Source organism: Paeniclostridium hominis, assembly GCF_014306135.1.
GTDB lineage: Bacteria > Bacillota > Clostridia > Peptostreptococcales > Peptostreptococcaceae > Paraclostridium > Paraclostridium hominis.
On record NZ_JACRWD010000002.1, the window covers coordinates 196,925 to 222,083 of the forward strand.

General features: G+C 26.9%; 30 protein-coding genes. All 30 read right to left on the reverse strand.

All coding sequences use genetic code 11. From position 1 onward, the window contains the following. Nucleotide 1 precedes the first annotated feature (1 nt). The gene (locus H8891_RS08855; protein WP_147543241.1) at nucleotides 2-601 is read right to left on the reverse strand and encodes a hypothetical protein; all 600 of its coding nucleotides are present in this window, start codon (nucleotides 599-601) and stop codon (nucleotides 2-4) included. A gap of 65 nt (nucleotides 602-666) precedes the next feature. Then, nucleotides 667-1,197 carry an NUDIX hydrolase gene (locus H8891_RS08860; RefSeq protein WP_187006159.1) on the reverse strand — a complete coding sequence of 177 codons (531 nt, stop codon included), beginning with the start codon at nucleotides 1,195-1,197 and terminating at the stop codon, nucleotides 667-669. Then, on the reverse strand, nucleotides 1,169-2,266 hold the full coding sequence (locus H8891_RS08865) for a DUF3866 family protein (RefSeq protein ID WP_187006160.1): 1,098 nt from the start codon (nucleotides 2,264-2,266) through the stop codon (nucleotides 1,169-1,171). The genes H8891_RS08860 and H8891_RS08865 overlap by 29 nt, the downstream gene beginning before the upstream one ends. Nucleotides 2,267-2,270: 4 nt before the next feature. Then, nucleotides 2,271-3,095 (reverse strand): glycosyl transferase, encoded by an 825-nt coding sequence (locus H8891_RS08870; protein WP_187006161.1) that lies wholly within the window; start codon nucleotides 3,093-3,095, stop codon nucleotides 2,271-2,273. A 5-nt stretch (nucleotides 3,096-3,100) separates the two neighbouring features. Next, a complete protein-coding gene (locus H8891_RS08875; protein ID WP_187006162.1) occupies nucleotides 3,101-3,793 on the reverse strand; it encodes a glycosyltransferase family 2 protein in 693 nt (230 codons plus the stop codon). Nucleotides 3,794-3,812: 19 nt separating this feature from the next. Beyond that, a complete protein-coding gene (locus tag H8891_RS08880; protein ID WP_187006163.1) occupies nucleotides 3,813-4,682 on the reverse strand; it encodes a copper transporter in 870 nt (289 codons plus the stop codon). A gap of 19 nt (nucleotides 4,683-4,701) precedes the next feature. Next, entirely contained in the window at nucleotides 4,702-5,823 is a 1,122-nt protein-coding gene (gene steA / locus H8891_RS08885; protein WP_147543235.1) for a putative cytokinetic ring protein SteA, read from the reverse strand. A 90-nt stretch (nucleotides 5,824-5,913) separates the two neighbouring features. After that, nucleotides 5,914-7,116: a CCA tRNA nucleotidyltransferase gene (locus tag H8891_RS08890; RefSeq protein WP_187006164.1), complete on the reverse strand. Its 1,203-nt coding sequence runs from the start codon at nucleotides 7,114-7,116 to the stop codon at nucleotides 5,914-5,916. Nucleotides 7,117-7,208: 92 nt separating this feature from the next. Next, a complete protein-coding gene (gene spo0A, locus H8891_RS08895) occupies nucleotides 7,209-8,021 on the reverse strand; it encodes a sporulation transcription factor Spo0A (RefSeq protein ID WP_330594180.1) in 813 nt (270 codons plus the stop codon). A 120-nt stretch (nucleotides 8,022-8,141) separates the two neighbouring features. Further along, nucleotides 8,142-9,116 (reverse strand): SpoIVB peptidase S55 domain-containing protein, encoded by a 975-nt coding sequence (locus H8891_RS08900; RefSeq protein WP_187006165.1) that lies wholly within the window; start codon nucleotides 9,114-9,116, stop codon nucleotides 8,142-8,144. 94 nt (nucleotides 9,117-9,210) lie between these two features. Then, on the reverse strand, nucleotides 9,211-10,896 hold the full coding sequence (gene recN, locus H8891_RS08905) for a DNA repair protein RecN (protein WP_187006166.1): 1,686 nt from the start codon (nucleotides 10,894-10,896) through the stop codon (nucleotides 9,211-9,213). Between the two features lie 19 nt (nucleotides 10,897-10,915). Beyond that, a complete protein-coding gene (locus H8891_RS08910; protein ID WP_147543230.1) occupies nucleotides 10,916-11,725 on the reverse strand; it encodes a TlyA family RNA methyltransferase in 810 nt (269 codons plus the stop codon). 13 nt (nucleotides 11,726-11,738) lie between these two features. Beyond that, a complete protein-coding gene (gene dxs, locus H8891_RS08915) occupies nucleotides 11,739-13,601 on the reverse strand; it encodes a 1-deoxy-D-xylulose-5-phosphate synthase (protein WP_187006167.1) in 1,863 nt (620 codons plus the stop codon). Nucleotides 13,602-13,642: 41 nt separating this feature from the next. Further along, a complete protein-coding gene (locus H8891_RS08920) occupies nucleotides 13,643-14,080 on the reverse strand; it encodes a divergent PAP2 family protein (protein ID WP_187006168.1) in 438 nt (145 codons plus the stop codon). 9 nt (nucleotides 14,081-14,089) lie between these two features. Beyond that, the gene (locus H8891_RS08925; RefSeq protein WP_187006169.1) at nucleotides 14,090-14,977 is read right to left on the reverse strand and encodes a polyprenyl synthetase family protein; all 888 of its coding nucleotides are present in this window, start codon (nucleotides 14,975-14,977) and stop codon (nucleotides 14,090-14,092) included. A 2-nt stretch (nucleotides 14,978-14,979) separates the two neighbouring features. Further along, entirely contained in the window at nucleotides 14,980-15,195 is a 216-nt protein-coding gene (gene xseB / locus H8891_RS08930; protein WP_187006170.1) for an exodeoxyribonuclease VII small subunit, read from the reverse strand. 2 nt (nucleotides 15,196-15,197) lie between these two features. Next, a complete protein-coding gene (xseA, locus tag H8891_RS08935; RefSeq protein WP_187006171.1) occupies nucleotides 15,198-16,403 on the reverse strand; it encodes an exodeoxyribonuclease VII large subunit in 1,206 nt (401 codons plus the stop codon). A gap of 2 nt (nucleotides 16,404-16,405) precedes the next feature. After that, the gene (locus tag H8891_RS08940) at nucleotides 16,406-17,371 is read right to left on the reverse strand and encodes a hypothetical protein (RefSeq protein WP_330604961.1); all 966 of its coding nucleotides are present in this window, start codon (nucleotides 17,369-17,371) and stop codon (nucleotides 16,406-16,408) included. Beyond that, nucleotides 17,352-17,858, reverse strand: coding sequence for a transcription antitermination factor NusB (gene nusB / locus H8891_RS08945; protein WP_187006172.1), 507 nt, complete (start codon nucleotides 17,856-17,858; stop codon nucleotides 17,352-17,354). Before nusB ends, H8891_RS08940 begins: the two co-directional genes overlap by 20 nt. A 93-nt stretch (nucleotides 17,859-17,951) precedes the next feature. Further along, on the reverse strand, nucleotides 17,952-18,299 hold the full coding sequence (locus tag H8891_RS08950; protein WP_187006304.1) for an Asp23/Gls24 family envelope stress response protein: 348 nt from the start codon (nucleotides 18,297-18,299) through the stop codon (nucleotides 17,952-17,954). Between the two features lie 102 nt (nucleotides 18,300-18,401). Further along, nucleotides 18,402-19,037: a SpoIIIAH-like family protein gene (locus tag H8891_RS08955; protein WP_187006173.1), complete on the reverse strand. Its 636-nt coding sequence runs from the start codon at nucleotides 19,035-19,037 to the stop codon at nucleotides 18,402-18,404. Between the two features lie 75 nt (nucleotides 19,038-19,112). Beyond that, the gene (locus tag H8891_RS08960) at nucleotides 19,113-19,661 is read right to left on the reverse strand and encodes a stage III sporulation protein AG (RefSeq protein ID WP_187006174.1); all 549 of its coding nucleotides are present in this window, start codon (nucleotides 19,659-19,661) and stop codon (nucleotides 19,113-19,115) included. Between the two features lie 16 nt (nucleotides 19,662-19,677). Next, the gene (locus H8891_RS08965; protein ID WP_187006175.1) at nucleotides 19,678-20,241 is read right to left on the reverse strand and encodes a stage III sporulation protein AF; all 564 of its coding nucleotides are present in this window, start codon (nucleotides 20,239-20,241) and stop codon (nucleotides 19,678-19,680) included. Between the two features lie 12 nt (nucleotides 20,242-20,253). Beyond that, nucleotides 20,254-21,417: a stage III sporulation protein AE gene (gene spoIIIAE / locus H8891_RS08970; protein ID WP_147543220.1), complete on the reverse strand. Its 1,164-nt coding sequence runs from the start codon at nucleotides 21,415-21,417 to the stop codon at nucleotides 20,254-20,256. Nucleotides 21,418-21,431: 14 nt separating this feature from the next. Then, the gene (spoIIIAD, locus tag H8891_RS08975) at nucleotides 21,432-21,809 is read right to left on the reverse strand and encodes a stage III sporulation protein AD (protein ID WP_243207825.1); all 378 of its coding nucleotides are present in this window, start codon (nucleotides 21,807-21,809) and stop codon (nucleotides 21,432-21,434) included. Nucleotides 21,810-21,830: 21 nt separating this feature from the next. Beyond that, nucleotides 21,831-22,028, reverse strand: a complete 198-nt coding sequence (spoIIIAC, locus tag H8891_RS08980; RefSeq protein WP_021122904.1) for a stage III sporulation protein AC — start codon at nucleotides 22,026-22,028, stop codon at nucleotides 21,831-21,833. 10 nt (nucleotides 22,029-22,038) lie between these two features. Then, on the reverse strand, nucleotides 22,039-22,560 hold the full coding sequence (locus H8891_RS08985; protein WP_187006176.1) for a stage III sporulation protein AB: 522 nt from the start codon (nucleotides 22,558-22,560) through the stop codon (nucleotides 22,039-22,041). After that, the gene (gene spoIIIAA / locus H8891_RS08990; protein WP_187006177.1) at nucleotides 22,550-23,518 is read right to left on the reverse strand and encodes a stage III sporulation protein AA; all 969 of its coding nucleotides are present in this window, start codon (nucleotides 23,516-23,518) and stop codon (nucleotides 22,550-22,552) included. Before spoIIIAA ends, H8891_RS08985 begins: the two co-directional genes overlap by 11 nt. Nucleotides 23,519-23,668: 150 nt before the next feature. Then, entirely contained in the window at nucleotides 23,669-24,907 is a 1,239-nt protein-coding gene (gene fabF / locus H8891_RS08995) for a beta-ketoacyl-ACP synthase II (protein ID WP_187006178.1), read from the reverse strand. 13 nt (nucleotides 24,908-24,920) lie between these two features. Beyond that, a complete protein-coding gene (acpP, locus tag H8891_RS09000) occupies nucleotides 24,921-25,145 on the reverse strand; it encodes an acyl carrier protein (protein WP_187006179.1) in 225 nt (74 codons plus the stop codon). Nucleotides 25,146-25,159 lie beyond the last annotated feature (14 nt).

A 25,159-nucleotide genomic window follows, 5' to 3' on the forward strand; every position in this document is an offset into this window, starting at 1 on the left:
TTTAAAATATTTGTAAAGTTACTATAGACAAAGCATTTAAAATAGTTTGTACAAATATTGTTCCCATTATTATCAAAGTTGAATTTATTAAATATCTTTTCATTAAGTATACACAATTTGATTTGTTTTTCTTTTTAATTTCATATATTGCTTCAAATAAATATTTAAAAGATATCAATGCTAAAATCAACATTCCCGGTAATACTACAACAAATTTAATAAGTGTTATTAGTACTATTTTAAATGAACTTAATTTCATGGCTATTATAAAACTATTTATAGTATATCCTATAGATAGCCCTTTTATTGCAAAAACTATAATAGCAATTGGAGATAGTATAACAGTCATTGTTCCTATTGCCATAATTAATAAAAAACTTAAATCCATTTTAAGGTTTGATATTAATATTTCTTTTAAATTCACATCTGAATTATAGTAATTTGCAGTATATGATACTTTCTCACTTATGACATCACTATACTGAGGAAAAAATTTATTTAATAGTGATCCTATAATTACAAATACCATAAATAAACTAGATATAAATATTATCTCCTTATTAATTTTGTCTAACATATTTCTTTTGTTTAATCTTCTCAAAAATTACAACCCCCTCTTTTGTACTTACATAATTTTTATGCAAGATAAGAGGAGGTTATTCCAATTTATAAAAGTTCTTTTGTAAGTAAAAGCCCTATAGATGTCTTAGCATCTTCTATATCATTTTTATTAATCATTTCATAAACTTCTTCTAAATCTACTTCTTGAACATCTAAAAATTCATCGTCTTCTAAGCTAGCTTCTCCTGCTTCTAAATCTGTAGCTAAATAAATATATATTTTTTGATTTGAAAAGCCAGCCGAAGTATAAAACTTATGTATTAGCTTTATATTATTAGCAGTATATCCTGTTTCTTCTTTCAATTCTCTTATTGCACAATCTCTTGGATTTTCACCTTGTTCTAATTTTCCTGCAGGTATTTCCCATATTGCTTTTTCTATAGCTTTTCTATATTGTTTAACTAATACAACTTTATTTTCATTAGTTATAGCCACTATACCTACCGCTCCTGGATGTTCAATTATTTCTCTTTTTTGATATCCTTTTCTAGGAACTTCTACTGTATCCACTTTTAAACTTATAACTTTTCCAGTATATATCCTATCACTACTTACTGTCTGTTCCTCTATTATCATAACAAACCTCCATTAAGTAATATGCTGCATTGCTTGCTGCATCAAAAAATTCACTATCTTGTTCATAATTTCTGCCCATGCTTTTAACTTTTAATCCATAGTAACTTAAGTCATCAAAAGTATTACCTGGTTTGATATATACTATATTATGTTTTTCCTGTAAATTATTTTTTTCTATCTGTTTATTTACATATTCAAGTTTATCTTTATCTTCAATACCTATTGGTATATTAACATTTACATTTACAATTTCACTTAATACAGTAATACTATGGTGACTAATTCCTACATGTCTATCCCTTTTATCAGCAAAGCTAATTCTAGGTATAGCAATTGGATTTCCACCTAATTTTTTAACTGCATCTAATATAGGTCCTTGTTCTATTCCTGTAAATCCATATTTAGTTCCTGTACCTGCTATTCCAGGTCCCATACTTACAAATACAGCATCAGCATTTAAAACTTCTTTAGCTGTTATTAAAGCTGAGTAAATATTTATGCACTCATAATCTCCACCAAATGCATTGCCTATTGTTATAGTATCGTCTATTAATTTCTTATTTTTTAAGTTTTCTACATTTTTACTTAAGTATATAGGTAAAGAAGCTCCATCTGTCATTATATAGACAAGCTTTTTATTTGGATTATGTCTTTTATATGAAGCTGCAAATGGAGTCAGCATACTATGTAGTGTTCCTACTACTACAGGAAGGTTCTCTAAGCTTTTAAATTCATTTATTTTATCATGTAATTTACTATCTTGTTCTTCAACTGAATCTACTTTTACTTGCATAGGTGTATATCTTAACTTCATTATATGTCCACCAGGAGTCATATTAGACTCTAGTTTATTTAAGTTTAATATAACAAAGTGATATCCACCTGTTCCAAGACTTAATTCAACTGCAGTAGTATTTAATACTACTTCATTTCCTATATCTACACTTCCTGTCATTTTTGGATAATTGTATGCTTTTGCTATATCTCCATTAACATTTACAGTTATTTCTTCTAAATTTTCTGATTTACTTATTATAGATTCTACCAACCCAATCTTTTTACTTATCATAAGATTACCTTCCTAGTTTATCAATAAAGTTTAAAACTTTATTATTTTCTATTATTTTAGTTAAAGAATATTTTTCAGTTAGTATATGTATAAATATTAAAAATACTAACCATGATATTCTTATAGGCATATCATATCCCATTGATATAAGTATACCTATAGATATTCCTAAAACATTTGATCCAGTATCACCCATCATAGCTCTAGCTTTTAAATCATCTATAAAGTATACACATACACTTGGTAATAATATAAGTAGTAATGCTTTAGGATATCCTACCAATGTTAAAAATAAAGTTATAGATATAACTAAATATACCTTTATAGCTCTTCCTGGTCTTAAATCTAATAAATTCATTAAATTTGTAGATAAGGCTATTATTAATGTATTTATAACTATATCAGTTAAATTTTTAGATATCGCTACAGATATAATAAGTCCTACAAATCCTCCAAATAATGCCTTAAATCCACCAGTTGTCAGATTTCCTTTTAATAAACTTTTAAAATGACCTTTTAATCCACTTACATCCCTATTTCCAACAATATCATCTAATATACCTGCTAAGCACATTGCCATTAATCCAAACATATACATAAATATATAAGCTATATTTTCATAACTTTTAGTAAAATATGCTAATATAATTCCATTTATAACTATTGTAGGTAAAAATACTAACCCCATACTTACTGGTATCATATCTTTTTTGTAATTAGGTCTTATTACATCACTTGAAATTAACATATTTTTAAAAAATGGTATAACGATATATGTTACTAATATACCTGCTAGTAGCATTATTATATATAATATAGATGTATTCAATAACACTACCTCCATTCTTTCTTTTTCTTATTAACTATTTTTTTTATGTGATAAAATTGCTTACCTCTATGTATAAATCCTTTTAAGTCTCTTCCAGTTTCACTATGAGTCATATTAACTAGAACTTCTTTTATAGAATATCCATGTTTTAATATATCTATAGTCATGCCTACTTCAACACCATATCCATAAGGTATTTCTTTAAATTTTTCTAAAACTTCTCTTTTAAATATTCTCTGACCTGATATTGTAGCATCTAATTCAACACCTGTCATTTCTAAAACGGATTCTTTAGCCAATCTTTTTACAAAGCCCATTCCTCCTTTTTTCTTAGCAGGTGGGAATTTAGCTATAGTTACATCCACTTCATTATTTATAACAGGTTTTATAAGTTTTATAGTTTCACTAGATGAACTACCTAAATCTCCATCTAAAAAACCTATTATATTTGCATTTTTCATGGCTATATCAAGTCCATAGTTTAATGCGTATCCTTTACCTCTATTTTTATCTAATTTAAAAACTTTTACTTTATCATTGTTTACTGATTTAGCCATCTTTTCTGTGTTATCACTAGATCCATCATCTACAACTATTATTTCATTTATTTCGTCTATATTTACTATTCCTAAAAGTGTATCTTTTATTTTTTTCTCTTCATTGTATGCTGGTACTATTATACTAACATAAGGATTCATAATTAAATCTCCTTTATTTTTACTTAAATGGTATTATAGAATCTGCACTTTCTCCTCTACCAAAATTGCCTTGTTCCGTAGAGTCTTTAAGTGTATAAACTAAAGATAATTTTCCTAATCCTTCTTCTGAATTATTTATAGTAGGTATTTTTGATTTTTTATACATATCTATATATGAAAATCCTACATCACTTTTTTGAGTAGCTACTATGTACTTATCTTCTGATTTTAATTTACTTATTAAGTTTTTATCAATATCTTCAAACTTTTTAGAATCTTCATTGTTATTTCCTGAAGCTATGACTACTTGTGAATAATCTACATAATTATCAGCTATAGAATTAACTTTTATCATATCTAATTTTTCAAGTTGTTGTAGCTTCTCAATCGCATTTGATTCTTTTAAAGAGTCAATTAAATAATTTATTACATCTTTACTAGATTTTAATTCTAAATTTTGAGAACTAGAAAGTTCTTTTATTTTATCATTATTAGTTATACCATCTTTTAATATTATATTAAATGATACTTGTCCACTTGCATCTGTTATTGTATTAGCTACATCTTGAGTATAATCATAATTTTCTGTAGTTGAAATTATTCCTATATGTTTATCTTGAAGTTCATCTTTTATTAATTTGGCATAATTATCATTTACATATTCAACTAACTTATTATATTCATTTTTATTTTTTGATAATTTCTTTTCTAAATCCTTGTTTGTTGTTTTTATTTCCTCAAATTTGTTATCTAAATCACCTATTATCGAGGCTTGTTGCTTGCTAAGTGCTTGGTCATAATTTAAGTTAAAACCTACTAACATTCCTATGCCTAATGCAATAAATATAGCACCTATCGTAACTATGTAATACTTCATATTTATATGCATGTTAATCCTCCTCAACTAATTACATCTGTAATAATAATTTAATTTTTAATTCCATCAAATGCATAAACTGCTGAACACTTGGTAAAATCGAAGCAAGTATTATTACTGGGAATAATGCTGTAGCTATTAATGCCCATATATACTTTAATTTTAATTTGCTTCTATATAATAAATTTACACCTTTTGCATCTATAAGTTTAGAACCTATCTTAAGTCTAACTAAAAATGTACTAGCCATACCAGGTCTTCCTTTTTCTAAGAAATCTATCATATTAGAATGAGTACCTACAGCTACTATTAGTTCAGCTTTATATTCATAAGCTGTAAGCATAGCTATATCTTCACTAGTTCCTGGCGCAGGGAAAACTATAGCATCTAATCCTAAGTCTTGAACTCTTTTAAGCCCCGGAGCTCTACCATCCGTATATGCATGCACAACTATTTCTTTTGTCTTTTTTAAAGCCTCATCACTTACACTATCCATATCTCCTACTATTACATCTGGAGTATATCCAAATTCTAAAAGAGCATCAGCCCCACCATCTACACCGACTAATATAGGCTTCATTTCTTCTATGTAAGATATTATTGTGCTTAAATCTTGTTTATAATCCTGGCCTCTTACAACGATTAATACATGTTTATTCTTATAGTTTGTGTTTACCTTTGGTATTTCAACTTCACCAAGTATAAATCCTTTTTCTTTTTTAGCATAATCTATAGTATTATCTATAAATCTATCTAATTCTACAGATAAATTTTCATATGCTAATTTTATCTTGTTATCAACTTCATTTTTATCTAATACTTCCCCTTGGCCTAATAATTCACCATCTCTATAGATTTTACCATCTATAACCTCTATTACTTGGCCTTCTTGTAGATTGTTGAATAACTCTTCTCCTACATTATCTACAATAAGTATATTTTTATCTACAAGTATACCAGGTCCTTTGTTTGGGTATCTTCCACTTATAGACTGGGCTGCATTTATAACAAGTTTTATCTTTCCTTCTACTAATGAATTAGCAGCAACTTCATCTATGTCTTTATGATTTATAACTGCTATTTCTCCGCCAGTAAGTCGCTTTGCAAGCCTTTTAGTTTTTCTGTCTACCTTAATAGGGGCTTCGACTCTCATACTTAAAACCTCCACTTTTCGTTTTTGAAATCACATTACATTATAGCATTATTTTATAACAATTTAAATAATTAAAATTGGTCAATAGACTTATACGTCCCTAATAATACTAATTAAATCTATTTTATTGTTAACTTTTGGATTTTCTATAACATTTTTTAATAAGTAGTCAAGTTTTTGTCCTATATCTTTTCCAGCATACCCTAAAGCTCTTAAATCACTTCCATCTATAGCCAGTTTATCTAGAGAATAACACTCTTTATTTCGTTCTATGTCATTTATAATTTCATAAATCTCGTCATAATCTTCATTAATAAATTTTTTTTTAAGAATTTTTTTAATATATAATAAATAACTTAAATTTTCCTTACCAATCTTATTTAAATATAATTTTATGCATACTTTATCAGCTATTATTTTGTTGTCTAAATTATCTAATATAATACTACATTGTTTTTTAATTTTATTTGAATATCTAAATATATTGAGTATATTTTTGCTTTCTTCACTATCTCCTGTTATGTATGTAAATATAGATAATCTTATAATTAAATCTTTTTTTGATTTTTTTATATATTTTAATTCATTTTTATTTATTTTCACACTATTAAATTTTAAAACATCAAACATTCCTACTTGATAAAGTATATATAAATTTTCAGGACTATCACTAAGTAGTATTTTATTAAATTCATTTTGTATTCTTTCAATACTTACATTTTTTATTAAATTTATATTTTTATAAATACTTGTTAATGTATCTTTTTCTATATCAAATCCTAATTTACAGCTAAATCTAACAGCTCTTATTATTCTTAATCCATCTTCATTAAACCTCTCATCAGCTTTTCCAACTGTTTTTATTATCTTTTTACGAATATCACCTATTCCATCAAAGGTATCAACTATACCAATTCTATGGTTATATGCTATAGCATTTATTGTAAAATCCCTTCTTTGTAAATCTTTATTTATGTCATTTGTAAATTCTACAAAATCTGGTCTTCTATTATCATTATATTCTCCATCTATCCTGTACGTTGTAATTTCATACTCAATATCATTTTTTATTAAAGTAACAGTTCCATGTTTAATTCCAGTTTCAATTATTTTTTCATTTTTAAATATATTCATAATTTCATTTGGTTTTGCACTAGTAGTTATATCGTAATCATTAGGTTTTAATCCTATTATAGAATCTCTTACACACCCTCCAACAATAAAAGCCTCATATCCATTATCATATATTTTATTAATTATGTATTCTACATCTTTTGGTATTTGTAATTTCATATTCTCACCTCTACTAAATTAACTATTATATATTTTATACATTTAGATAAAAAAATAAAGCCTTCATTTTATTGAAGACTTTATTTTATCTATTACTTAACCATACTGTGTTCTAATCTTAATTTGTCAGCTATCATAGCTATAAACTCTGAATTAGTTGGCTTTCCTTTAGTATTGTGTACTGTATATCCAAATAATTGATTTATAGTATCAACCTTACCTCTGCTCCAAGCAACTTCTATAGCGTGTCTTATAGCTCTTTCAACTCTACTTGGTGTAGTGTTAAACTTCTTAGCTATACTTGGGTATAACTCTTTTGTAACAGCTCCTAATAATTCTACATTATCTATAACCATCTTTATAGCTTCTCTTAAATATAAGTAACCCTTTATATGCGCTGGAACCCCTATTTCATGTATTATATTAGTAATTTCAGTTTCTATATTGCCTACATTTTTTACAAAATCAGTCTTAGTCATTTTTATATCCATATTACCCCTAGATTTAGACTCTACAACTGTATTTTTATTTGAAACTAAACCTCTTATTCTATTTATAAATATTACGAAATCAAAAGGTTTAACTATATAATAATCTGCTCCTAAATTAATTGCACTTTGAGTTATTTTATCTTGACCTACTGCAGATAAAACTATGATCTTAGGCATTTTGTCTAAGTTCATAGAATTTAATTTTTCTATTACCCCTAATCCATCAAGATGTGGCATTATAACATCTAAAACTAATACATCTGGTTGTGTTCTAGAAACTAAATCTAATGCTTCAATACCATCTTTTGCAATCCCTAATATTTCTATATCATCTTCATTAGATAAATACTCTTTTAATACTTGACAAAAGTCCCTATTATCATCAGCTAAAACTATCTTTATTTTTTCGTTCATTATTTTTCCCCCCATAGAATTTATAATTTATTAAAAATATTATCTTTATTTTTCACTAATTAACTTATTCGACATTTAATATTTATAATCCTTCTACTTATTTTATTTTTATACATATAATTATATTATCATCTTATCTATAAAAATTCCATATCCTATTTTAGAGTTATCTAGAAAAACATGTGTTAGTGCACCGATTATTTTATTATTTTGTATTATAGGTGCTCCACTCATACCCTGGATTATTCCTCCAGTATAATCTATTAGTCTATCATCTACTATCTCAACTATCATATCCTTACCATATTTTCTGTCTTTATTATTTATTTTTTTTATTACTACCTTATATTCTTCTATTATTCCATCTTTATTTTGAAATAATATACTAGCTGGACCAGCTCTCACATCCTTTTTATCACTTACTTCTAATATTTTATGTTTTCCACCATTATCATATGTCGTTAATTTTCCATTTATACCAAAATCATCATTATTATTAAAATTACCTATAGATTTATCAACATTAAAATTAGCCTTTATTTGCCCAACACATCCATCATCTCCCTTTATAATTTCTATATCTTTAGCATTATATATGTTTCCGTTTTTAACCTTTATCAACTCATTAGTATCTATATCTTTTATCGCATGTCCTATAGCTGAAAACGTATTATCTTCAGGATTGTAAAATGTCATAGTACCTATTCCAGAAATTTTATCTCTAATCCATAATCCTAATTTATATTCATTTCCATTTTTTTTTAACTTAACCTCTTTTTGTATGTAATCGCCATCTCTATCTACTAAAACATCTACGAAATCTTTATTACAGTGATTTATAATTTTTTTTACATCCTTGCTGCTGTACACCCGTTTTCCTTCTATACTAACAATGTTGTCACCTGATTTTATTCCATCTATATAATCTTCCTCATTTTCCAAAACCAATATTCCATCTGTGTTAGCTCTTATACCTACAATATTACCTAATGGAATTAAATGCTTAACTTCTTTTTTTTCACTACTATTTACTCTTGCTATCCCTAATATAAACATAGATATAGTTATAATTGATAATAAATAAAATTTTTTCATTTTCTATTCCATGTCCCTTCTAATATATTCATATACATATAGTTTCAATTTTTCTATTTTTTTATCCATCACAAATATAAAATAAAAAAGGTACCTAATTAGGTACCTTTTTAGCAAGCTCTATTATTTCACTAGCATGTTCCATTGTTTTTTCAGTTATATTACTTCCAGCTATAAGTCTAGCTATTTCATTTTTTCGTTCTTCATCATTTAATCTACTTATTACAGTAAATGTTCTATCTGTAGAGGTCTTTTTCTCTATACAATAATGAGTGTCTGCATTAGCAGCAATTTGAGGAAGATGAGTTATACAAAGTATTTGCTTTTTCTTAGCTATAACCGATAATTTTTCTCCTACAATTTGTGCTGCTATTCCACTTATACCTGTATCTATTTCATCAAATACCAAAGTGTCTATCTCATCTATATCAGCTAGTATAGTTTTAAAAGCTAACATAAATCTTGACATTTCTCCTCCAGAAGCTACTTTGTATATAGGCTTAATGTCTTCTCCTAAGTTAAAAGAAATCATAAATTCTATATCATCTTGACCTTTTAAATTAAAATTACTTTTATTAAAAGCAACTTCAAATACTATATTTTTCATATTTAAACTTTTAAGTTCATATAGTAATTTTTCTTGGAGGTCCTTAGCTACATCTTTTCTTTTTTCAGTTAGTTTGTCTGCCTTAGATTTTAATACTACTTCTATATCCTGAAGTTTTGATTTTAATTTTTCAACCTTTTCATCTCTATTAAGTATTTCATCTAATCTAGTAGAAATTTTATTTTTGTACATTAAAATTTCATCTATAGTATCTCCATACTTTCTTCTTAATGTGTTTATTTCATCTACTCTTTGTTCTATTTGATCTAATTCATATGGAGAAAAATCTATACTGTCTTTATAACTTCTAATATCTCTAGATATATCTTGAAGTTCATACATTATTCTTTCTATTGTTTCATTATATTCATTTAATCTATCATCATACTTGGCTATAGAACTTAAATCTCCTAGTGATTTAGATATAAGATCTACAGAATTTATACTTCCATCGTATAAATTTGAGTATGCATTATTTAAGTTTGTATATATTTTTTCACTATTTCTGTATACTTCTCTTTGTTTTAATAAATCTTCATATTCATTACTACTTAAGTTAGCTGATTCAATTTCATTTATTTGAAATTTAATTAAATCTATTTCTCTTTGAATTTGCATATCATCTTTATTTTCTGTTAATAAATTTAAAGCTTTTTTAATCTCATTATATTCATTAAATATGCTTTCATATTCATTTTTATATTCAAATAAATTTTCTTCTCCAAATAAATCTAAAAAATCTATATGTGTATCTTTATCGAATAAAACTTGATTTTGATGCTGTCCATGTATATCTATTAAATATGTAGATATCTCTCTTAAAAAAGATACTTTTACACTTCTTCCATTTATTCTAGATACACTCTTTCCATCATCAAATATTTCTCTACTTATTATTATTTGGTTATCTTCTTCTATATCTATTCCATTTTCTAATAACTTTTCTTTTAACTTATTGTTATTTATATCAAATACTGCTTCTACTAACCCTTTTTCTGTTCCTTTTCTTAAAAAAGACCTATCGTATTTTCCACCTAAACATAGGCCCAGGGCACCTATAATTATAGATTTTCCTGAACCTGTTTCTCCTGTTAGTATGTTTAAATTTTTATCTATGTGTAACCTTAATTCATCTACTAAGGCACAATTTTTCATATATAATTCAAGGATCAATCTAAATCCCCCTCTTTTATTACATTAAATTATGAGAATTATCTACAACCTTATCTATAGTCAGCTTAAATTCTTCTTTGTTGTATTCATATCCTTCATTGGAATTTTTTAAATGTATTAGATATTCAATATTACCTTCTGGACCTTTTATAGGTGAGTAATCTAATCCTAATATTTCAAATCCTGATTCTACTGCAAAATTAGATATTTTTTCTATAACTTCTATATGCGTAGACTTTTCTCTAACAACACCTTTTTTTCCTACCTTTTCTCTTCCTGCTTCAAATTGAGGCTTTATTAAAGCTACAATTTGTCCATTAGGTTCTAATAGCTCTTTTGCTTTTGGTAAAACTAATTTAAGAGATATAAATGATACATCTATAGATGCAAATTGTCCAAACTCTTTAGTATCTTCTATAGTTACGTGTCTTATATTAGTTCTTTCCATGCAGACAACTCTTTCATCTTGTCTAAGTTTCCACGCTAGTTGCCCATATCCAACATCTATTGAAAATACTTTTTTCGCTCCGTTTTGAAGCATACAATCAGTAAATCCTCCTGTTGATGCTCCTATATCTAAGCACACTTTATTTTCTAAAGTTATATCAAAGTTTTTCATAGCTTTTTCTAACTTTAATCCACCTCTACTAACATAAGGTATAGGATTACCCTTAACCTCTATATTACACTCTTCCTTAAATTCAGACCCAGCCTTATCACATCTTTGATTATCTACAAAAACTAATCCAGCCATGATAGCTTTTTTAGCTCTTTCTCTGCTTTCGAAAAATCCTTGCTCTACAAGTAATATGTCTATTCTTTTTTTCATATAAGTTACCTTTCTATCTTAACAAACTCTCAACTTTTTCAGCAATACATTCAGATGAGATTTTACATTGTTTATATAAAGTATTAACATCTCCATGATGAATAAACTCATCATCTATACCCATATTAACAATATTATTGTCAAATTTATTATCTATTAAAAATTTATTTATTCTACTTCCAAATCCACCTGTAATAACATTATCTTCTACTGTTACAACATACTTATGATTTTTTAATAATTCACTTATTAAATTTTCATCTATTGGTTTTAAAAATCTTGCATTTACAAGTGTTGGATTTATATTTTTTTCATTTAATATATCTATAGCATCTATAGCTTGTTTGACCATATTTCCTATAGCTAATATAAGTACATCCTTCCCTTGATTTAATATCTCATATTCGCCAAGTTTTATAGGTTTATAACTTCCTCTATCAACAAAGTAGCTATTTCCTCTTGGATATCTAATTGCCATAGGCCCTTTTATATCTAAAGATAAATCCATCATTAATTCAAGTTCTTTAGTATCTTTAGGAGCCATAACAACCATGTTAGGAATACTATTTAAATAACTTAAATCAAATATTCCATGATGAGTTTCTCCATCATTACCTACAAGTCCTGCTCTATCTATAAGTAATTTAACATCTTTTTTAGTTATAGCCATATCATGAATTATTTGGTCATAGGCTCTTTGTAAAAATGATGAATATACAGCAAAATATGGTTTCATTCCAGCTTTGGCTAAGCCACAACTAAAAGTTACAGCATGTTGTTCTGCTATACCAACATCATAATATCTATTAGGATATACTTCACTAAATTTATTAAGACCTGTTCCTGATGGCATTGCAGCAGTTATAGCTACTACCTTATCATCTTTAGTTGCTAAATCAACTAGTTTATCACCTACAACAGCTGATATGCTTTTTGTTGATGATGGTTTTAGTCCTGTTTTTATATCAAACTTAGAAACACCATGATATTTATGTGGTTTTTCCTCTGCAAACTTATAGCCTTTACCTTTTTTAGTTATAACATGTAATAATATAGGTCCATCCTGCATTTTAGCTTTTTCTAAAGCTTTTATTATTTCGTCTATATTATGTCCATCAATTGGTCCTAAATAATTTACTCCTAAGGAATCAAAAAGAGCACATTCTTGTAAAGAGAATTTACCTTTTATACTATCTTTTACTTTACTTGCTGTTTTAGATATTATATTTCCTCCAGGTGCCACATTCAATATTTTTTCGACCTCGTCTTTAATCTTATTTACGGTAGAATTTTTGATTATTGAAGATAAATGTTTAGACATTCCTCCAACATTTTCATCTATAGACATTTCATTATCATTAAGAATAACTATCATATTGGTATTTATATATCCTAAATGATTGAGCGCTTCTAAAGCCATACCTCCTGTTATAGATCCATCTCCAATTATAGATACAACGGAGAAATCTTCTCCTTTTATATCTCTAGCACAAGCAATCCCAGTTCCTACAGAAATAGATGTACTACTGTGACCTGTATCAAATGTATCATGTTCACTTTCACTCTCCTTTGGAAATCCACTTAACCCATTAAATTGTCTTAATGTATTAAATTGATCTTTTCTTCCAGTTAGTATTTTGTGAACATAAGCTTGATGCCCTACATCCCATATAAATTTGTCCTTAGGACTATCAAATACTTTATGTAAAGCTAGTGTAAGTTCTACAACACCTAAGTTTGATGCTAAATGTCCTCCTGTGTTTGAAACTGATCTAACTAAAAATTTTCTGATATCTTTAGCTAATAAATCTAACTCTTTAGTGTTCATATTTTTTATATCTTTAGGAGAATTTACATTATCTAAATAATTATACATTGTTTCTCACCTTTATCTAATTAGTTTTACCTTAACAAATATTAACTAAATATTAAGGCTGTAATAATTCCTAAAATAGCTCCAAAGAAAACTTCTATGGGAGTATGACCTACTAACTCCTTTAACCTTTTATGTTCTATATGTTTTTTATGATGTAAGTCATCTACTATTTTATTTAATATAACTGCTTGTTTTCCAACTGCACGTCTAACTCCAGATGCATCATACATTATTATCATAGAAAATACAGCAACTACTGCAAATTCAATTGAATCAAACCCAAAATCCATACCAACTAAAGTAGATAGCGAAGTTACAAAAGAACTATGAGAACTTGGCATGCCTCCTGAAGTAAAAATCCTAGATATTTGTATTCTTTTTTCCTCTCCAGTAAACACTTTAAAAAATTGTGCTAAAAAACAAGCAAACATACTTATCCCCAATACTTTGTTGCTAAAAATTTCTGAAATAAAGCTCATTTTTCCTCCTTAATACTCTCTATCCACTATATAATCTGCTAATGAATTTAAAAATTCACTATCTTTATCAATATTACTAATACTTAACTTAGCTTCTTCTATTAAATTTTTTGCAATTTCTTTAGATTTATCAAGTCCTATTAATGATGGATATGTAGATTTTTCATTATCTATATCACTACCCACTTTTTTGCCAAGTTTAGCTTCATCTCCAACTACGTCTAATATATCATCTACTATTTGGAATGATAATCCTATGTTTTTTGCATATTTAGTTATATTCTCTAATTGAATTTCACTAGCCCCACCTATTATAGCACCAGCTCTCATACATCCAATTATTATTGCTGCTGTCTTATTCATATGTATAAAATCTAATTTATCCATAGATATTGACTTTCCTTCACTTTCAATATCAACAACTTGTCCACCTATCATTCCATATATGCCTGATGCTTTGGCAATTTCATTTATCGCTTTTAAATATTTATTTGAATCATCTTTTCTTATAGATTCTTTAAGCATTATTTCATAAGCATAATTTAAAAGCCCATCTCCTGCAAGTATAGCCATTGCTTCCCCATATACTTTGTGATTTGTCTTTCTTCCTCTTCTTAAATCATCATTATCAAGTGCTGGTAAATCATCATGTATAAGTGAATATGTATGTATCATTTCTATCGCTGCCGCAAATGGTATTGCATCTTTTTCATTTCCCCCAACTAATTTACAAGCTTCTAATGTAAGAATTGGTCTTAATCTTTTTCCACCTGCACTTAAACTATAATTCATAGCTTCAAATATAGTTTTTTGATATCCTTCTTCCTTTGGCATATATTCATTTAATAATATTTCTACATTATTAACTCTACTTTTTAACTCATCCTTAAAATTCATAGCTATTCCTCCTCTATGCTAAAAGGTATCTCCTTACCATCTTTATCGAATTTATTTATTTTTAGAGTAGCTTCCTCTAACAATTTATTACAATGTCTATAAAGCTTTATTCCCTCTTCATATAAGCTAAGCGATTCATCTAAACTAGTATTTCCTGATTCTAACTTAAGCAAAATATCTTCTAAATTTTTATATGCCTCTTCATAAGATAAATTCATTTTTATACCTCTTTAAATTTTATTTTTTCTACAATACAGTCTACTTTTCCGTCTCTTAAAGTAATTTCTATCAAATCTCTTTTATCTAATTCATCTACACTATTTACTAACTTTTTATTTTTTTGTAAAATACTATATCCTCTATCCAAAGTTGATAATGGGCTTAAACTATTAAGTACCGTAGCACTAGTATTTAAATCTTTTTTTCTTAAATCTATTGTATCTTTAATCTTATTAGTTATTTTATCATATATTATATCTATTTGTATAATTTTATCTCTTATTATATAAGAACCAACAATGGTATTTATCTTATCAAAAGTACTATCTAATTTATTTTTATCCAATTTTGATTGGTTTACAATTGAATTATCCATTCTATTTTTTATATTTTCTAGTTTATATAACAATTCATCTAATTTTGGAGTAGCTATTTCTGCAGCAGCAGATGGTGTTGGAGCTCTCATGTCTGCAACAAAATCTGCTATCGTAAAGTCAGTTTCATGCCCAACTGCTGAAATTATAGGTATATCAGAGTTGAAAATTTCCCTAGCTACTATTTCTTCATTAAAAGACCACAATTCTTCTATAGAACCTCCGCCTCTGCCAATTATTATTGTATCTACATTATTAGCATTATTAAAAAATTTAATTCCTTCACATATCTCTATTGATGATTTTTTTCCTTGAACAGATACAGGATACAATTTTATATTAACTTTAGGATATCTACGTTTTATTACATTTATTATGTCTTTTATTACAGCTCCAGTATCAGATGTAACTACTCCTATATTTTTAGGAATCATTGGTATAGGTTTTTTATATTTAATATCAAATAAACCTTCTTTGCTTAATTTTTCTTTTAACTTATTAAACTCTAAATATAAATTTCCTAATCCATCAATTTCTATCGAATCTATATATAATTGATATGACCCATCTCTTTCATAAACGGATATATATCCATTAGCAATTACTTTAACTCCATCTTCTAATTTTAGACTTTCATCGTAATTATTTTTAAATATTACACAATTTATTTTAGATGAACTATCTTTTAGCGTTAAATATACATTCTTACTACTATGAATTTTAAAGTTTGAAATTTCACCTTTTACTTTTAGGTTAAATAAAATAGCATCATTACTTAAGATTCTTTTTATATATGAATTAACTTCACTGACATCTAAAGCTCTTAATTTCATCTCTATTCTCCTATAAATTTATTTAATCCTATCTTTGCACACCCAACTGCATTATCAGTACTATACTCACTTTCTGTAAAATAACATTTTATTTTATCTTTATATAACTTTTCATTTAGATTCTTTCTTATATATTTACTCGATGCTACACCACCTGCAAATACTACTTCATTTATATTATATTTGTTGCATATATATTTAAGTGATTTATATAAACTTCTAACTATTGAGTCCATTAATAACTTTGATAAATAGATTTCATCATACTCTTTTGCATATTTATTTACCTGATTTTCAATTCCAGATAAATTCATATATCCATCTTTCACAGATGTTTTAAGCCCTACTTTTATATTTTCTTTACAATCTAAAGCATTTTCATCTATATTTTTTCCACATGGAAAATCATATCCTAACTCAACACCAAGTCTATCAATAAGCTGGCCAAAACTTATATCTTTACTACCTCCTACTATTTCTATTTTTAAATCATTTTTAACATTTTCAACTAATAGTATTTCGGTTGTTCCTCCTGACATATGAACAGATATAAATTTATTATTCTTTAATTCATTAGTATGTAAACTAGCATATATATGATTTTCTTGATGTGTTGTTTTGTATAGGCTTATATTATTCATACTACTAAATAGCTTTGCAAAGTTATATCCAACTGTAAATGCAGGCATATATGAATCTTTAACTGGTCGTGGTTTTTCTGATGCACATATAGCAACTACATTATATTGAGTCATTAATTTTTCTATTTTCTCACTTAAACTACCTAAATTATTCACATGTTGAAATACCATTTCACTTTGTCTAAGACCCTTACATTCTTTACCTACCTTTAGCATTATCTTTTTATTAAATACTATATTCTTATCTAAAGATATAGCTGCTATAGAAGTCGTATAGCAGCTAGTATCTATTCCTATTATTATATTTTTATTTTTGTGAAGATTCACTTGCTATACTTCCTAATATACCATTTATAAATTTAGGAGATTTATCATCACAGTAAAGTTTAGATATCTCTATTGCTTCGTTTATAGAAACTTTAGTAGGTACATTTGAAACGTATAGTATTTCACATACTGCAAGTCTAAGTATAGCTAAATCTACTTTAGCCATTCTATTTATAGTCCAATTTTTAGCATATTTGTTTATTAATTCATCTATATGATCTTTATGTTCTTTTATATTTTGAGCTACTTCATTAGCATAATTTATATCTATTATTTCATCTAACTTAGTTTCACTTAATTCAACATTAGCTTCATCTGAAAATTGTAATTTTAATTCCTCATATCTGTTCTTTATATATTCAAAGTTATTATTTAAAAAATCATCTAATTTAGAGTTTATATCTTCTAAATCCTCTTTATTTATGTCTATTTGGTATATAAATTTCATCATATACTCTCTCGTTGTTATCATCTTTGCTTTTTTCATTTGCTGCTTCCTCCTTTGAATTTATTATATACATATTTAGTCATAAAAAAACCCTCTGATTTTCAGAGGGTCATATTAACTTATAGTAGATGCTTACTTTGTTTCTGTCTTTTCAACTTTATCTTTTTTAAAGTTGATTCCTTGAACATGTATATTAACTTGAGAAACTTTTAATCCAGTCATTGTTTCAACTGTGTTTTTTACATTTTCTTGTACTTTAAAAGCTATATCAGGTATAGATATTCCATAATCAATTATTATCATTACATCTAAGATAACTTCATCTTCCTCTATTTGTATCTTAACTCCATTGTTCTTTAGTAATTTATCTGTGAAAGTCGATGTAGTTTCTACTCCTTCTACTTCTATAGCTGCAAGTCCTGCTATAGTAGCGATGACATCATTTGATATCTTAACTTGACCAAAGTTATTATTTTCCATCATATATCACATCCCTATATTAACTATTTTATTATATAATAATACCAAATAGTAATTTACTTTGCAACAAAAAACGCCCCAGTATAGCTGAGGCTTTTATACTTATTTTAATTTATTATTCATAAGTTTAATATTTTCATGCTTTACATTTGATTCGTTTACTACTAAATCAAATATTTTAGTTGCATCTTGCTTATTTAATTTCTCTTCATTAACAACTACATTAACAGTATCATTACTTATGTAAACTAATGAATTTGAAAATCCTTTAGCTCCTAATAAATCTTCTATCTTAAGTTCCATCTCTTGATCCTTAACAAGTTGTAATTTCATATTTGATGCTTGTTTTCTTGTTTCTTCTGCTGTAGAAGGATTATTTATTATTTCATTTAAATCTTCTGTTAATTCATTTCTTTGTTTTTCTCTATTCATTTTCATATCAACTGCATATGATGCCTTTTTCATATTTTTATCAGAAGTTATTTGAGTTTTTATTTTATTACTAGTTTCTTTTGCTTTTTCATTAACTACAGTTTCTTTACTATCTACTACTTTAGCTTCTTTTTTATCATTATTTTTTGCAAGTTGTTGATTTTCATACATTTCCATCTCTTTAGATGCCTGTAAAACCGATTTCTTACTTAAATTATAGTTTACTGTTCCAACTACTACTAACATTAATGTTAACGTCATTACAACAAACCCTCTGCTTCTAAATACATTCTTATTAAACTTCATTTGTACTCCCCCTAATTAAAATTTATTTTCTTGTAATATTTATATGTACGAGCTTTACTATTATGATTATTTTTTTTATTTTGAGTAAATTTGTACCTGATGACCTGAAATTTGAAGTGCTGTTTGTACTGCAGAATATAATTTTTCTTTTACAATTGGATCATTTGCTCCACTTGAAACTACTAAAACTCCCTTTATCTCTGGTTCTGATGTTTTTAGTACTACTGGTTTATTTTCACTTGATGTTATCATGGTTTTATTTTCACTTGATGTAGTAACAGTTCTTTCTCCACCTTGAGAATCTTTTTCTGTCGTTTCTTCCTTTGTAGAATTTGAGTTAAATGCTGGTTCTATTTGTTCCCCTGCCTTAAATGTTATCATTGCTTTAACTTCTCCAGCTCCTTCTATTTGAGATAATATATTTTCTAGCTTACTTTCTAAATCATCCTCTTCCTTAGTTTGAGTTTCCTTAATTTTTGTATTTTCACTTTCAGTTAATTTATTTTTATTACTTTCTACTTCAAAATCCTTAGAAAAAATAACTAACCCTATAATACATACAAATGATAAAGCAGCTAAACTATATATCTTTTTCTTATCTTCTTCTTTAAAATTCTTAAACATCTTTACTCAACTCCTATTAATCAATTTCTATGCTTTCAATTGATATATCAAGTATCTCAACTAAATCTTTTTTTATTTTTTCATCTTTATCGTCTAAATTATAATCTGAATTTTCTTTAAATACTTGCTTGTCCTTTTCACTCTTGTTAAATTGTATGTCTTTTTTTTCATTTTTATTACTATTATCTTTTACTTTTATTTTGCTTATATCCGATCCATCAAACTCTATGTCTTCTAATTCATATCCAGATCCCTCTAGTTTAAGCTTTAATACACTCTTTAGTCCATCTTCATATCCTGATTTTATGCTTTTATCCCCTGTGTCTTTTGATAAATTATTCATACTCTCTATATAAGCTTGATTATATTTTGTATATGTTTTTAATAACCTATCTTCAAGACTTATATTTTCTGAAAAAAAGTCTATTACAGGACTTATAACTATAAATATGAATATAAAATTTAAAACTAAATTTATGTATGATTTAATTTTAGAAGAAGGCAAAACCATATTAACTATATTAACTATAAATGCAGCTATTAAAATACTTACTATCCAAGCTTTAACACTCTCTAACATTTTTCCCTCCTTTTACTGAGCTACAACACTAATAGATATTACTATTGCAATTGTAACGAAAAACATTATGGTTATAGCGATTATACATGCTAACATTATCCCCATAAGATTAGAAACTTCATTTAAAAAATTTGATATACTCTCTTCTCCAACTGGCTCTACAACCATAGCCGATGTTTTATAAACTAAAATTATAGAAACTATCTTTATTATAGGTATTAGGCATATTCCTACTAATATAATTAACCCTACGCCTCCAAATAAATTTTTTATCAATTGAGATGAAGATAAAATTATATCAAATGAATCTGATACAAATCCCCCTACAACAGGTATAAAGTTTCCTATCGCAAATTTAGTACTTTTTACTGCAAATCCATCCAAACTTTTCACATACATACCTTGCATAGAAACAAGAGCAAGGTATATAGTAAATACTGCACCTATAGTTATTAAATTTATTTGCTTTATAAAAGATGATAGTTTTTTTAATTTTATACTTTTTGATATGTTATTTATAACTAAAATTGAAAATCCTATAGTTATAGATATAAAAAGAAAATTTTTAAATATAATATTTATAAAAGTTACACCTCCCATAAATATAGGAGTCATAACTGTAGATGTCATTGGAAATCCCATAACTACTAAGAATGTAATTAGTATGGGCATTACAATCTGCATTAAATTTATCATACTATTAATAGTTGTATTACATATATTTAAAACATCTTTAAATCCTATTAGCATTAAAGTTACCATGACAATAAACACTATATATGTTGTGATTTGACTTATTGATCCTGATGAAAATGAATTGTCTAAACTTTTTAATATAGATGATAAAAGTGCTAAAACAAATATTATTGAAGCTACTTTTAAACTTGATTGAAGTTCATCAAATAAAACTAACTTGATTCCTTCTTTATCAATTAAATCTAACATTGTCTTTTTGCCCGATATTAAGTCTTTTATAAAAGTCTTTATATCTACATCTTCTATTAAACTTTCTTCTTTTATATGTTTTTGTATATCTTCTAAATTTATTTTACTTATCTGATCATTTATATATGATTCTACACTTTCTTTAGCTTCTTTTTCATTTGCAAATGATATATTGGCAAATGTAACTCCAATTAGTATACAAATTATTATACTAGCCAAAATTTTTTTCATAAGTAATCATTCTCCTATGGAATTATATTTAAAATCATATCTATAATAGATATCAAAATAGGGAATGACATCGTCATAACTATAATTTTCCCTCCAAATTCAAGTTTGGTTGCAATATTTCCTTCCCCACAATCTTTGCATATTTGAATAGCAAATTCCATTAAATATGCTATCCCAATAAGCTTTATTATTAAAGATATATACATAGTAGGTATATTTGCCTTATCAGCTAATTCATTTATACTTTCAATTATAAAATTGAACTTATACGTTACTGATAATAAAATCATTATTCCTGTTAATATACCTATAAACATTGCCATTTCTGGTCTGTCTTTTTTTATAATCAAACAAAGTATAGTAGATATAAGAGCAAGACCTACTAATTTCATTACATCCAAAAAATCTCCTCCTTAATACAATTGAAACATAGTTCTTACTGCATTAAATAAATCATTAATTTCTGTTATAACCATTGTAAGGACTATTATTACTCCTGCAAGCGTAGTTAAAGTAGTCCAATCTTTTCTATCTGTTTTTTCAAGCACCATATTAAGTACAGATATTAACAACCCAATACCTGCTACTTTAAATATCAAAGTTATATCCATATTACCCCTCCTAAATTAGAAAAATTCCTATAACTAGACCAATTATAGTTGATAATTTTTTATACACTACTCCTTTTTTATTTATGTCTTCTTTGCTTTCTGACGTTAACTTTTTAAGGTTTTCAATAGATAAATCAATCATTCTTTCTTGAGAATATATATCTCCTCTTCCAAGTGACAATATTAGTTTTTTTAATTCATCTAACTCTTTTTCTTGAAGATACGTTTCTTTTTCCATATAACAAAAATTATTTTCTAGCATCTTGTCTAATGTGATATTATTTTCATTTTTTAAATCTTCGCTCATATCTTTAAAAAATTTACTAGTTGTAAATTCTTTATTTTCTCCTACTCTAAAAAATATTTCTTCTAATGTGTATAATCCAAATGATAAGTCCATTCTCATTACTTCTAAAATCCTTATAAGTTCACTTATTTGCTTATGTCTTTTTACATATGCTTTATATATGTATTCACCTATCAAATAACTACAAGCTACTAATATTCCAATCATAACTATTTTAATTTGCAAAATACCACCTCTTCTCTTCTAGGTCATATACTTTTTCTACAGTTCCAGGTCCATTTCTTGCAGATAAAATTATTACTTTTTTAAATAGTTCTTTATCCAACAACTTACTCAATTCATTTCTTTCTTTTATATCCTCTATAGAATCACCATGTACAGTTGTTATTAAACTAACCCCTCCATTTAATGCTGTATAAAGAGCTTTTATTTCTTTTTCACTACCTATTTCATCTGTAACTATTACGTTTGGTGACATTGCTCTTAAAAGCATCATAATCCCTATATCTTTAGGACAAGTTTCAATAACATCAGTTCTTATTCCTACATCCATTTGAGGAACTCCTAAGTAAGATCCCGATATCTCATTTCTTTCATCTATTAATGCTACTTTTATTCCTTCAAATCCTCTACCTTTATTTCCATTGCTTAAATTTCTAACTATATCTCTAAGTAAAGTTGTTTTACCGCATTGTGGAGGTGATATTATCAAAGTATTGTTTACTTCTTTAAAATTTTTTATTATATGCCCTAAAACTTTGTCAGAACAATTCTTTATTTCTCTAGAAACCCTTATATTTAAAGATGATATATGCTTAATATTTTTTACATTACCATCTTCTATAATTACTTTTCCTACTATTCCAACTCTATGACCTCCCTTTAAAGTTATAAATCCTTTTTTTATATCATCGATAAAAGAATGTATTGAATATTTACACATAAGTTGAAAAGTTTGTTCTATATCTTCCTTTGTAACTATATATGGATTTAAGTTTCTAGTATCTAAATTATTAATTGATTTATTGTAAAAATAATCTTTACTATTGGAATTTACTATTAGTGGCTTTTGTACTCTAAGCCTTATTTCTTCTATATTTATATCATTATCTTGTATATTAACTATCTTTTCTCTTAAACTAGGTGATACTGAATTTAAAATTTCATCTGAAAGTTTTTTCATAATCCTTGTCCTCCTTTGTTTATATAATTATATTTTCACCCAAAGATATATATGCCAAAATGTTTAAAATTTATTTATAAAAATATTTATCTTAATTTATTTATTAAAACTAAAAAACCTTAGCTAACTTTTATTAGCTAAGGTTTTTTATTAATCGTATTTTTTAAATGCTAGCGTTGCATTATGTCCTCCAAATCCTAATGAATTTGATAAAGCATACCTAACATTTTTTTCCCTCCCTTTATTTATAACATAATCTAAATCTAATTCTTCATCTACATTTTCTACATTTATAGTAGGTGGAACATATCCATCATATATAGACATTGCACATACAATAGCTTCTATCGCTCCTGCAGCTCCTAGCAAGTGCCCCGTCATAGATTTTGTAGATGATACACATAAGTCATAGGAATGTTCTTTAAATACATCTTTTATAGCCATAGTCTCAAACTTGTCATTATAATAAGTAGATGTTCCATGTGCATTTATATAGTCCACTTCACTAAGAGGTATATTTCCATCCTTTATTGCCATATTTATTGCTCTAGATGCACCTTCACCATTTTCTGCTGGAGTTGTCATATGGTGTGCATCTGCTGTTAAGCCGTATCCAACTACTTCAGCATAGATTTTAGCGCCTCTTTTTAAAGCATGTTCTAATTCTTCTAATATAACTATTCCTGATCCTTCTCCCATTACAAATCCATCTCTGTCTTTGTCAAATGGTCTAGATGCAGTTTCAGGACTATCATTTCTGGTAGACATTGCTTTCATGTTACAAAAACCTGCAAATGAAAGTGGAGTAATTCCAGCTTCACTACCTCCTGCAACCATAATAGTTGCATCTCCTCGTTGTACTATTTTAAATGCATCTCCTATAGCGTGTGAGCCAGATGCGCAGGCTGTTGATACATTAGTATTTGGTCCTTTTGCTCCTAACATAATAGATACTTGACCTGCAGCCATATTAGATATCATCATAGGAACAAAGAATGGACTAACCCTTTTATTCCCTTTTTCTAATAGTATTTTGTGTTGTTCTTCTATAGTCTCAACTCCACCTATACCAGATCCTATTATAACACCTACTTTTTCTTTATTTAACAAATCCATATCAAGATTTGCATCTTTCACTGCCAAAGATGCAGATGCTATAGCAAAATGAGTAAATCTATCCATTCTCTTTGATTCTTTTTTATTCATATAATCTTCTGGATTAAAATCTTTAACTTCTCCAGCTATTTGAGTTTGAAATGAAGATGAATCAAATCTTGTTATTTTATCTATGCCACAAATACCATTTTTTATGTTTTCCCAAAATTTATCTTTACCTGTACCAACTGGAGTCACACATCCTAAGCCTGTTATAACAACTCTCTTTCTCATAACGTAACCTCCACTATTTGTTAGCTTCTATGTATCTTACTATATCTCCTATACATACAAATTTTTCTGCTTCTGTATCTGGGATTTCTATTGAAAATTCATCTTCAAGTGCCATCATTATTTCAACTGCATCTAATGAGTCTGCTTCTAAATCTTTCATTAGTGAAGTCTCCATAGTTATCTCTTTATCATCTATCCCTAATTGGTCCTTTATTATTTCTACAACTTTTTCAAACATAATTAAATCCTCCT

Excerpts from the sequence above, each read along its gene's own strand:
- H8891_RS08860 (WP_187006159.1), bottom strand. The coding sequence starts at position 1,197 with ATGATAATAGAGGAACAGACAGTAAGTAGTGATAGGATATATACTGGA.
- H8891_RS08865 (WP_187006160.1), bottom strand. The coding sequence starts at position 2,266 with ATGATAAGTAAAAAGATTGGGTTGGTAGAATCTATAATAAGTAAATCA.
- H8891_RS08875 (WP_187006162.1), bottom strand. The coding sequence starts at position 3,793 with ATGAATCCTTATGTTAGTATAATAGTACCAGCATACAATGAAGAGAAA.
- H8891_RS08880 (WP_187006163.1), bottom strand. The coding sequence starts at position 4,682 with ATGCATATAAATATGAAGTATTACATAGTTACGATAGGTGCTATATTT.
- steA (WP_147543235.1), bottom strand. The coding sequence starts at position 5,823 with ATGAGAGTCGAAGCCCCTATTAAGGTAGACAGAAAAACTAAAAGGCTT.
- H8891_RS08890 (WP_187006164.1), bottom strand. The coding sequence starts at position 7,116 with ATGAAATTACAAATACCAAAAGATGTAGAATACATAATTAATAAAATA.
- spo0A (WP_330594180.1), bottom strand. The coding sequence starts at position 8,021 with ATGAACGAAAAAATAAAGATAGTTTTAGCTGATGATAATAGGGACTTT.
- H8891_RS08900 (WP_187006165.1), bottom strand. The coding sequence starts at position 9,116 with ATGAAAAAATTTTATTTATTATCAATTATAACTATATCTATGTTTATA.
- H8891_RS08910 (WP_147543230.1), bottom strand. The coding sequence starts at position 11,725 with ATGAAAAAAAGAATAGACATATTACTTGTAGAGCAAGGATTTTTCGAA.
- dxs (WP_187006167.1), bottom strand. The coding sequence starts at position 13,601 with ATGTATAATTATTTAGATAATGTAAATTCTCCTAAAGATATAAAAAAT.
- H8891_RS08920 (WP_187006168.1), bottom strand. The coding sequence starts at position 14,080 with ATGAGCTTTATTTCAGAAATTTTTAGCAACAAAGTATTGGGGATAAGT.
- H8891_RS08925 (WP_187006169.1), bottom strand. The coding sequence starts at position 14,977 with ATGAATTTTAAGGATGAGTTAAAAAGTAGAGTTAATAATGTAGAAATA.
- xseB (WP_187006170.1), bottom strand. The coding sequence starts at position 15,195 with ATGAATTTATCTTATGAAGAGGCATATAAAAATTTAGAAGATATTTTG.
- xseA (WP_187006171.1), bottom strand. The coding sequence starts at position 16,403 with ATGAAATTAAGAGCTTTAGATGTCAGTGAAGTTAATTCATATATAAAA.
- nusB (WP_187006172.1), bottom strand. The coding sequence starts at position 17,858 with ATGAAAAAAGCAAAGATGATAACAACGAGAGAGTATATGATGAAATTT.
- H8891_RS08950 (WP_187006304.1), bottom strand. The coding sequence starts at position 18,299 with ATGGAAAATAATAACTTTGGTCAAGTTAAGATATCAAATGATGTCATC.
- H8891_RS08955 (WP_187006173.1), bottom strand. The coding sequence starts at position 19,037 with ATGAAGTTTAATAAGAATGTATTTAGAAGCAGAGGGTTTGTTGTAATG.
- H8891_RS08960 (WP_187006174.1), bottom strand. The coding sequence starts at position 19,661 with ATGTTTAAGAATTTTAAAGAAGAAGATAAGAAAAAGATATATAGTTTA.
- H8891_RS08965 (WP_187006175.1), bottom strand. The coding sequence starts at position 20,241 with ATGTTAGAGAGTGTTAAAGCTTGGATAGTAAGTATTTTAATAGCTGCA.
- spoIIIAE (WP_147543220.1), bottom strand. The coding sequence starts at position 21,417 with ATGAAAAAAATTTTGGCTAGTATAATAATTTGTATACTAATTGGAGTT.
- spoIIIAD (WP_243207825.1), bottom strand. The coding sequence starts at position 21,809 with ATGAAATTAGTAGGTCTTGCTCTTATATCTACTATACTTTGTTTGATT.
- spoIIIAC (WP_021122904.1), bottom strand. The coding sequence starts at position 22,028 with ATGGATATAACTTTGATATTTAAAGTAGCAGGTATTGGGTTGTTAATA.
- spoIIIAA (WP_187006177.1), bottom strand. The coding sequence starts at position 23,518 with ATGAAAAAACTTTCAGATGAAATTTTAAATTCAGTATCACCTAGTTTA.
- fabF (WP_187006178.1), bottom strand. The coding sequence starts at position 24,907 with ATGAGAAAGAGAGTTGTTATAACAGGCTTAGGATGTGTGACTCCAGTT.
- acpP (WP_187006179.1), bottom strand. The coding sequence starts at position 25,145 with ATGTTTGAAAAAGTTGTAGAAATAATAAAGGACCAATTAGGGATAGAT.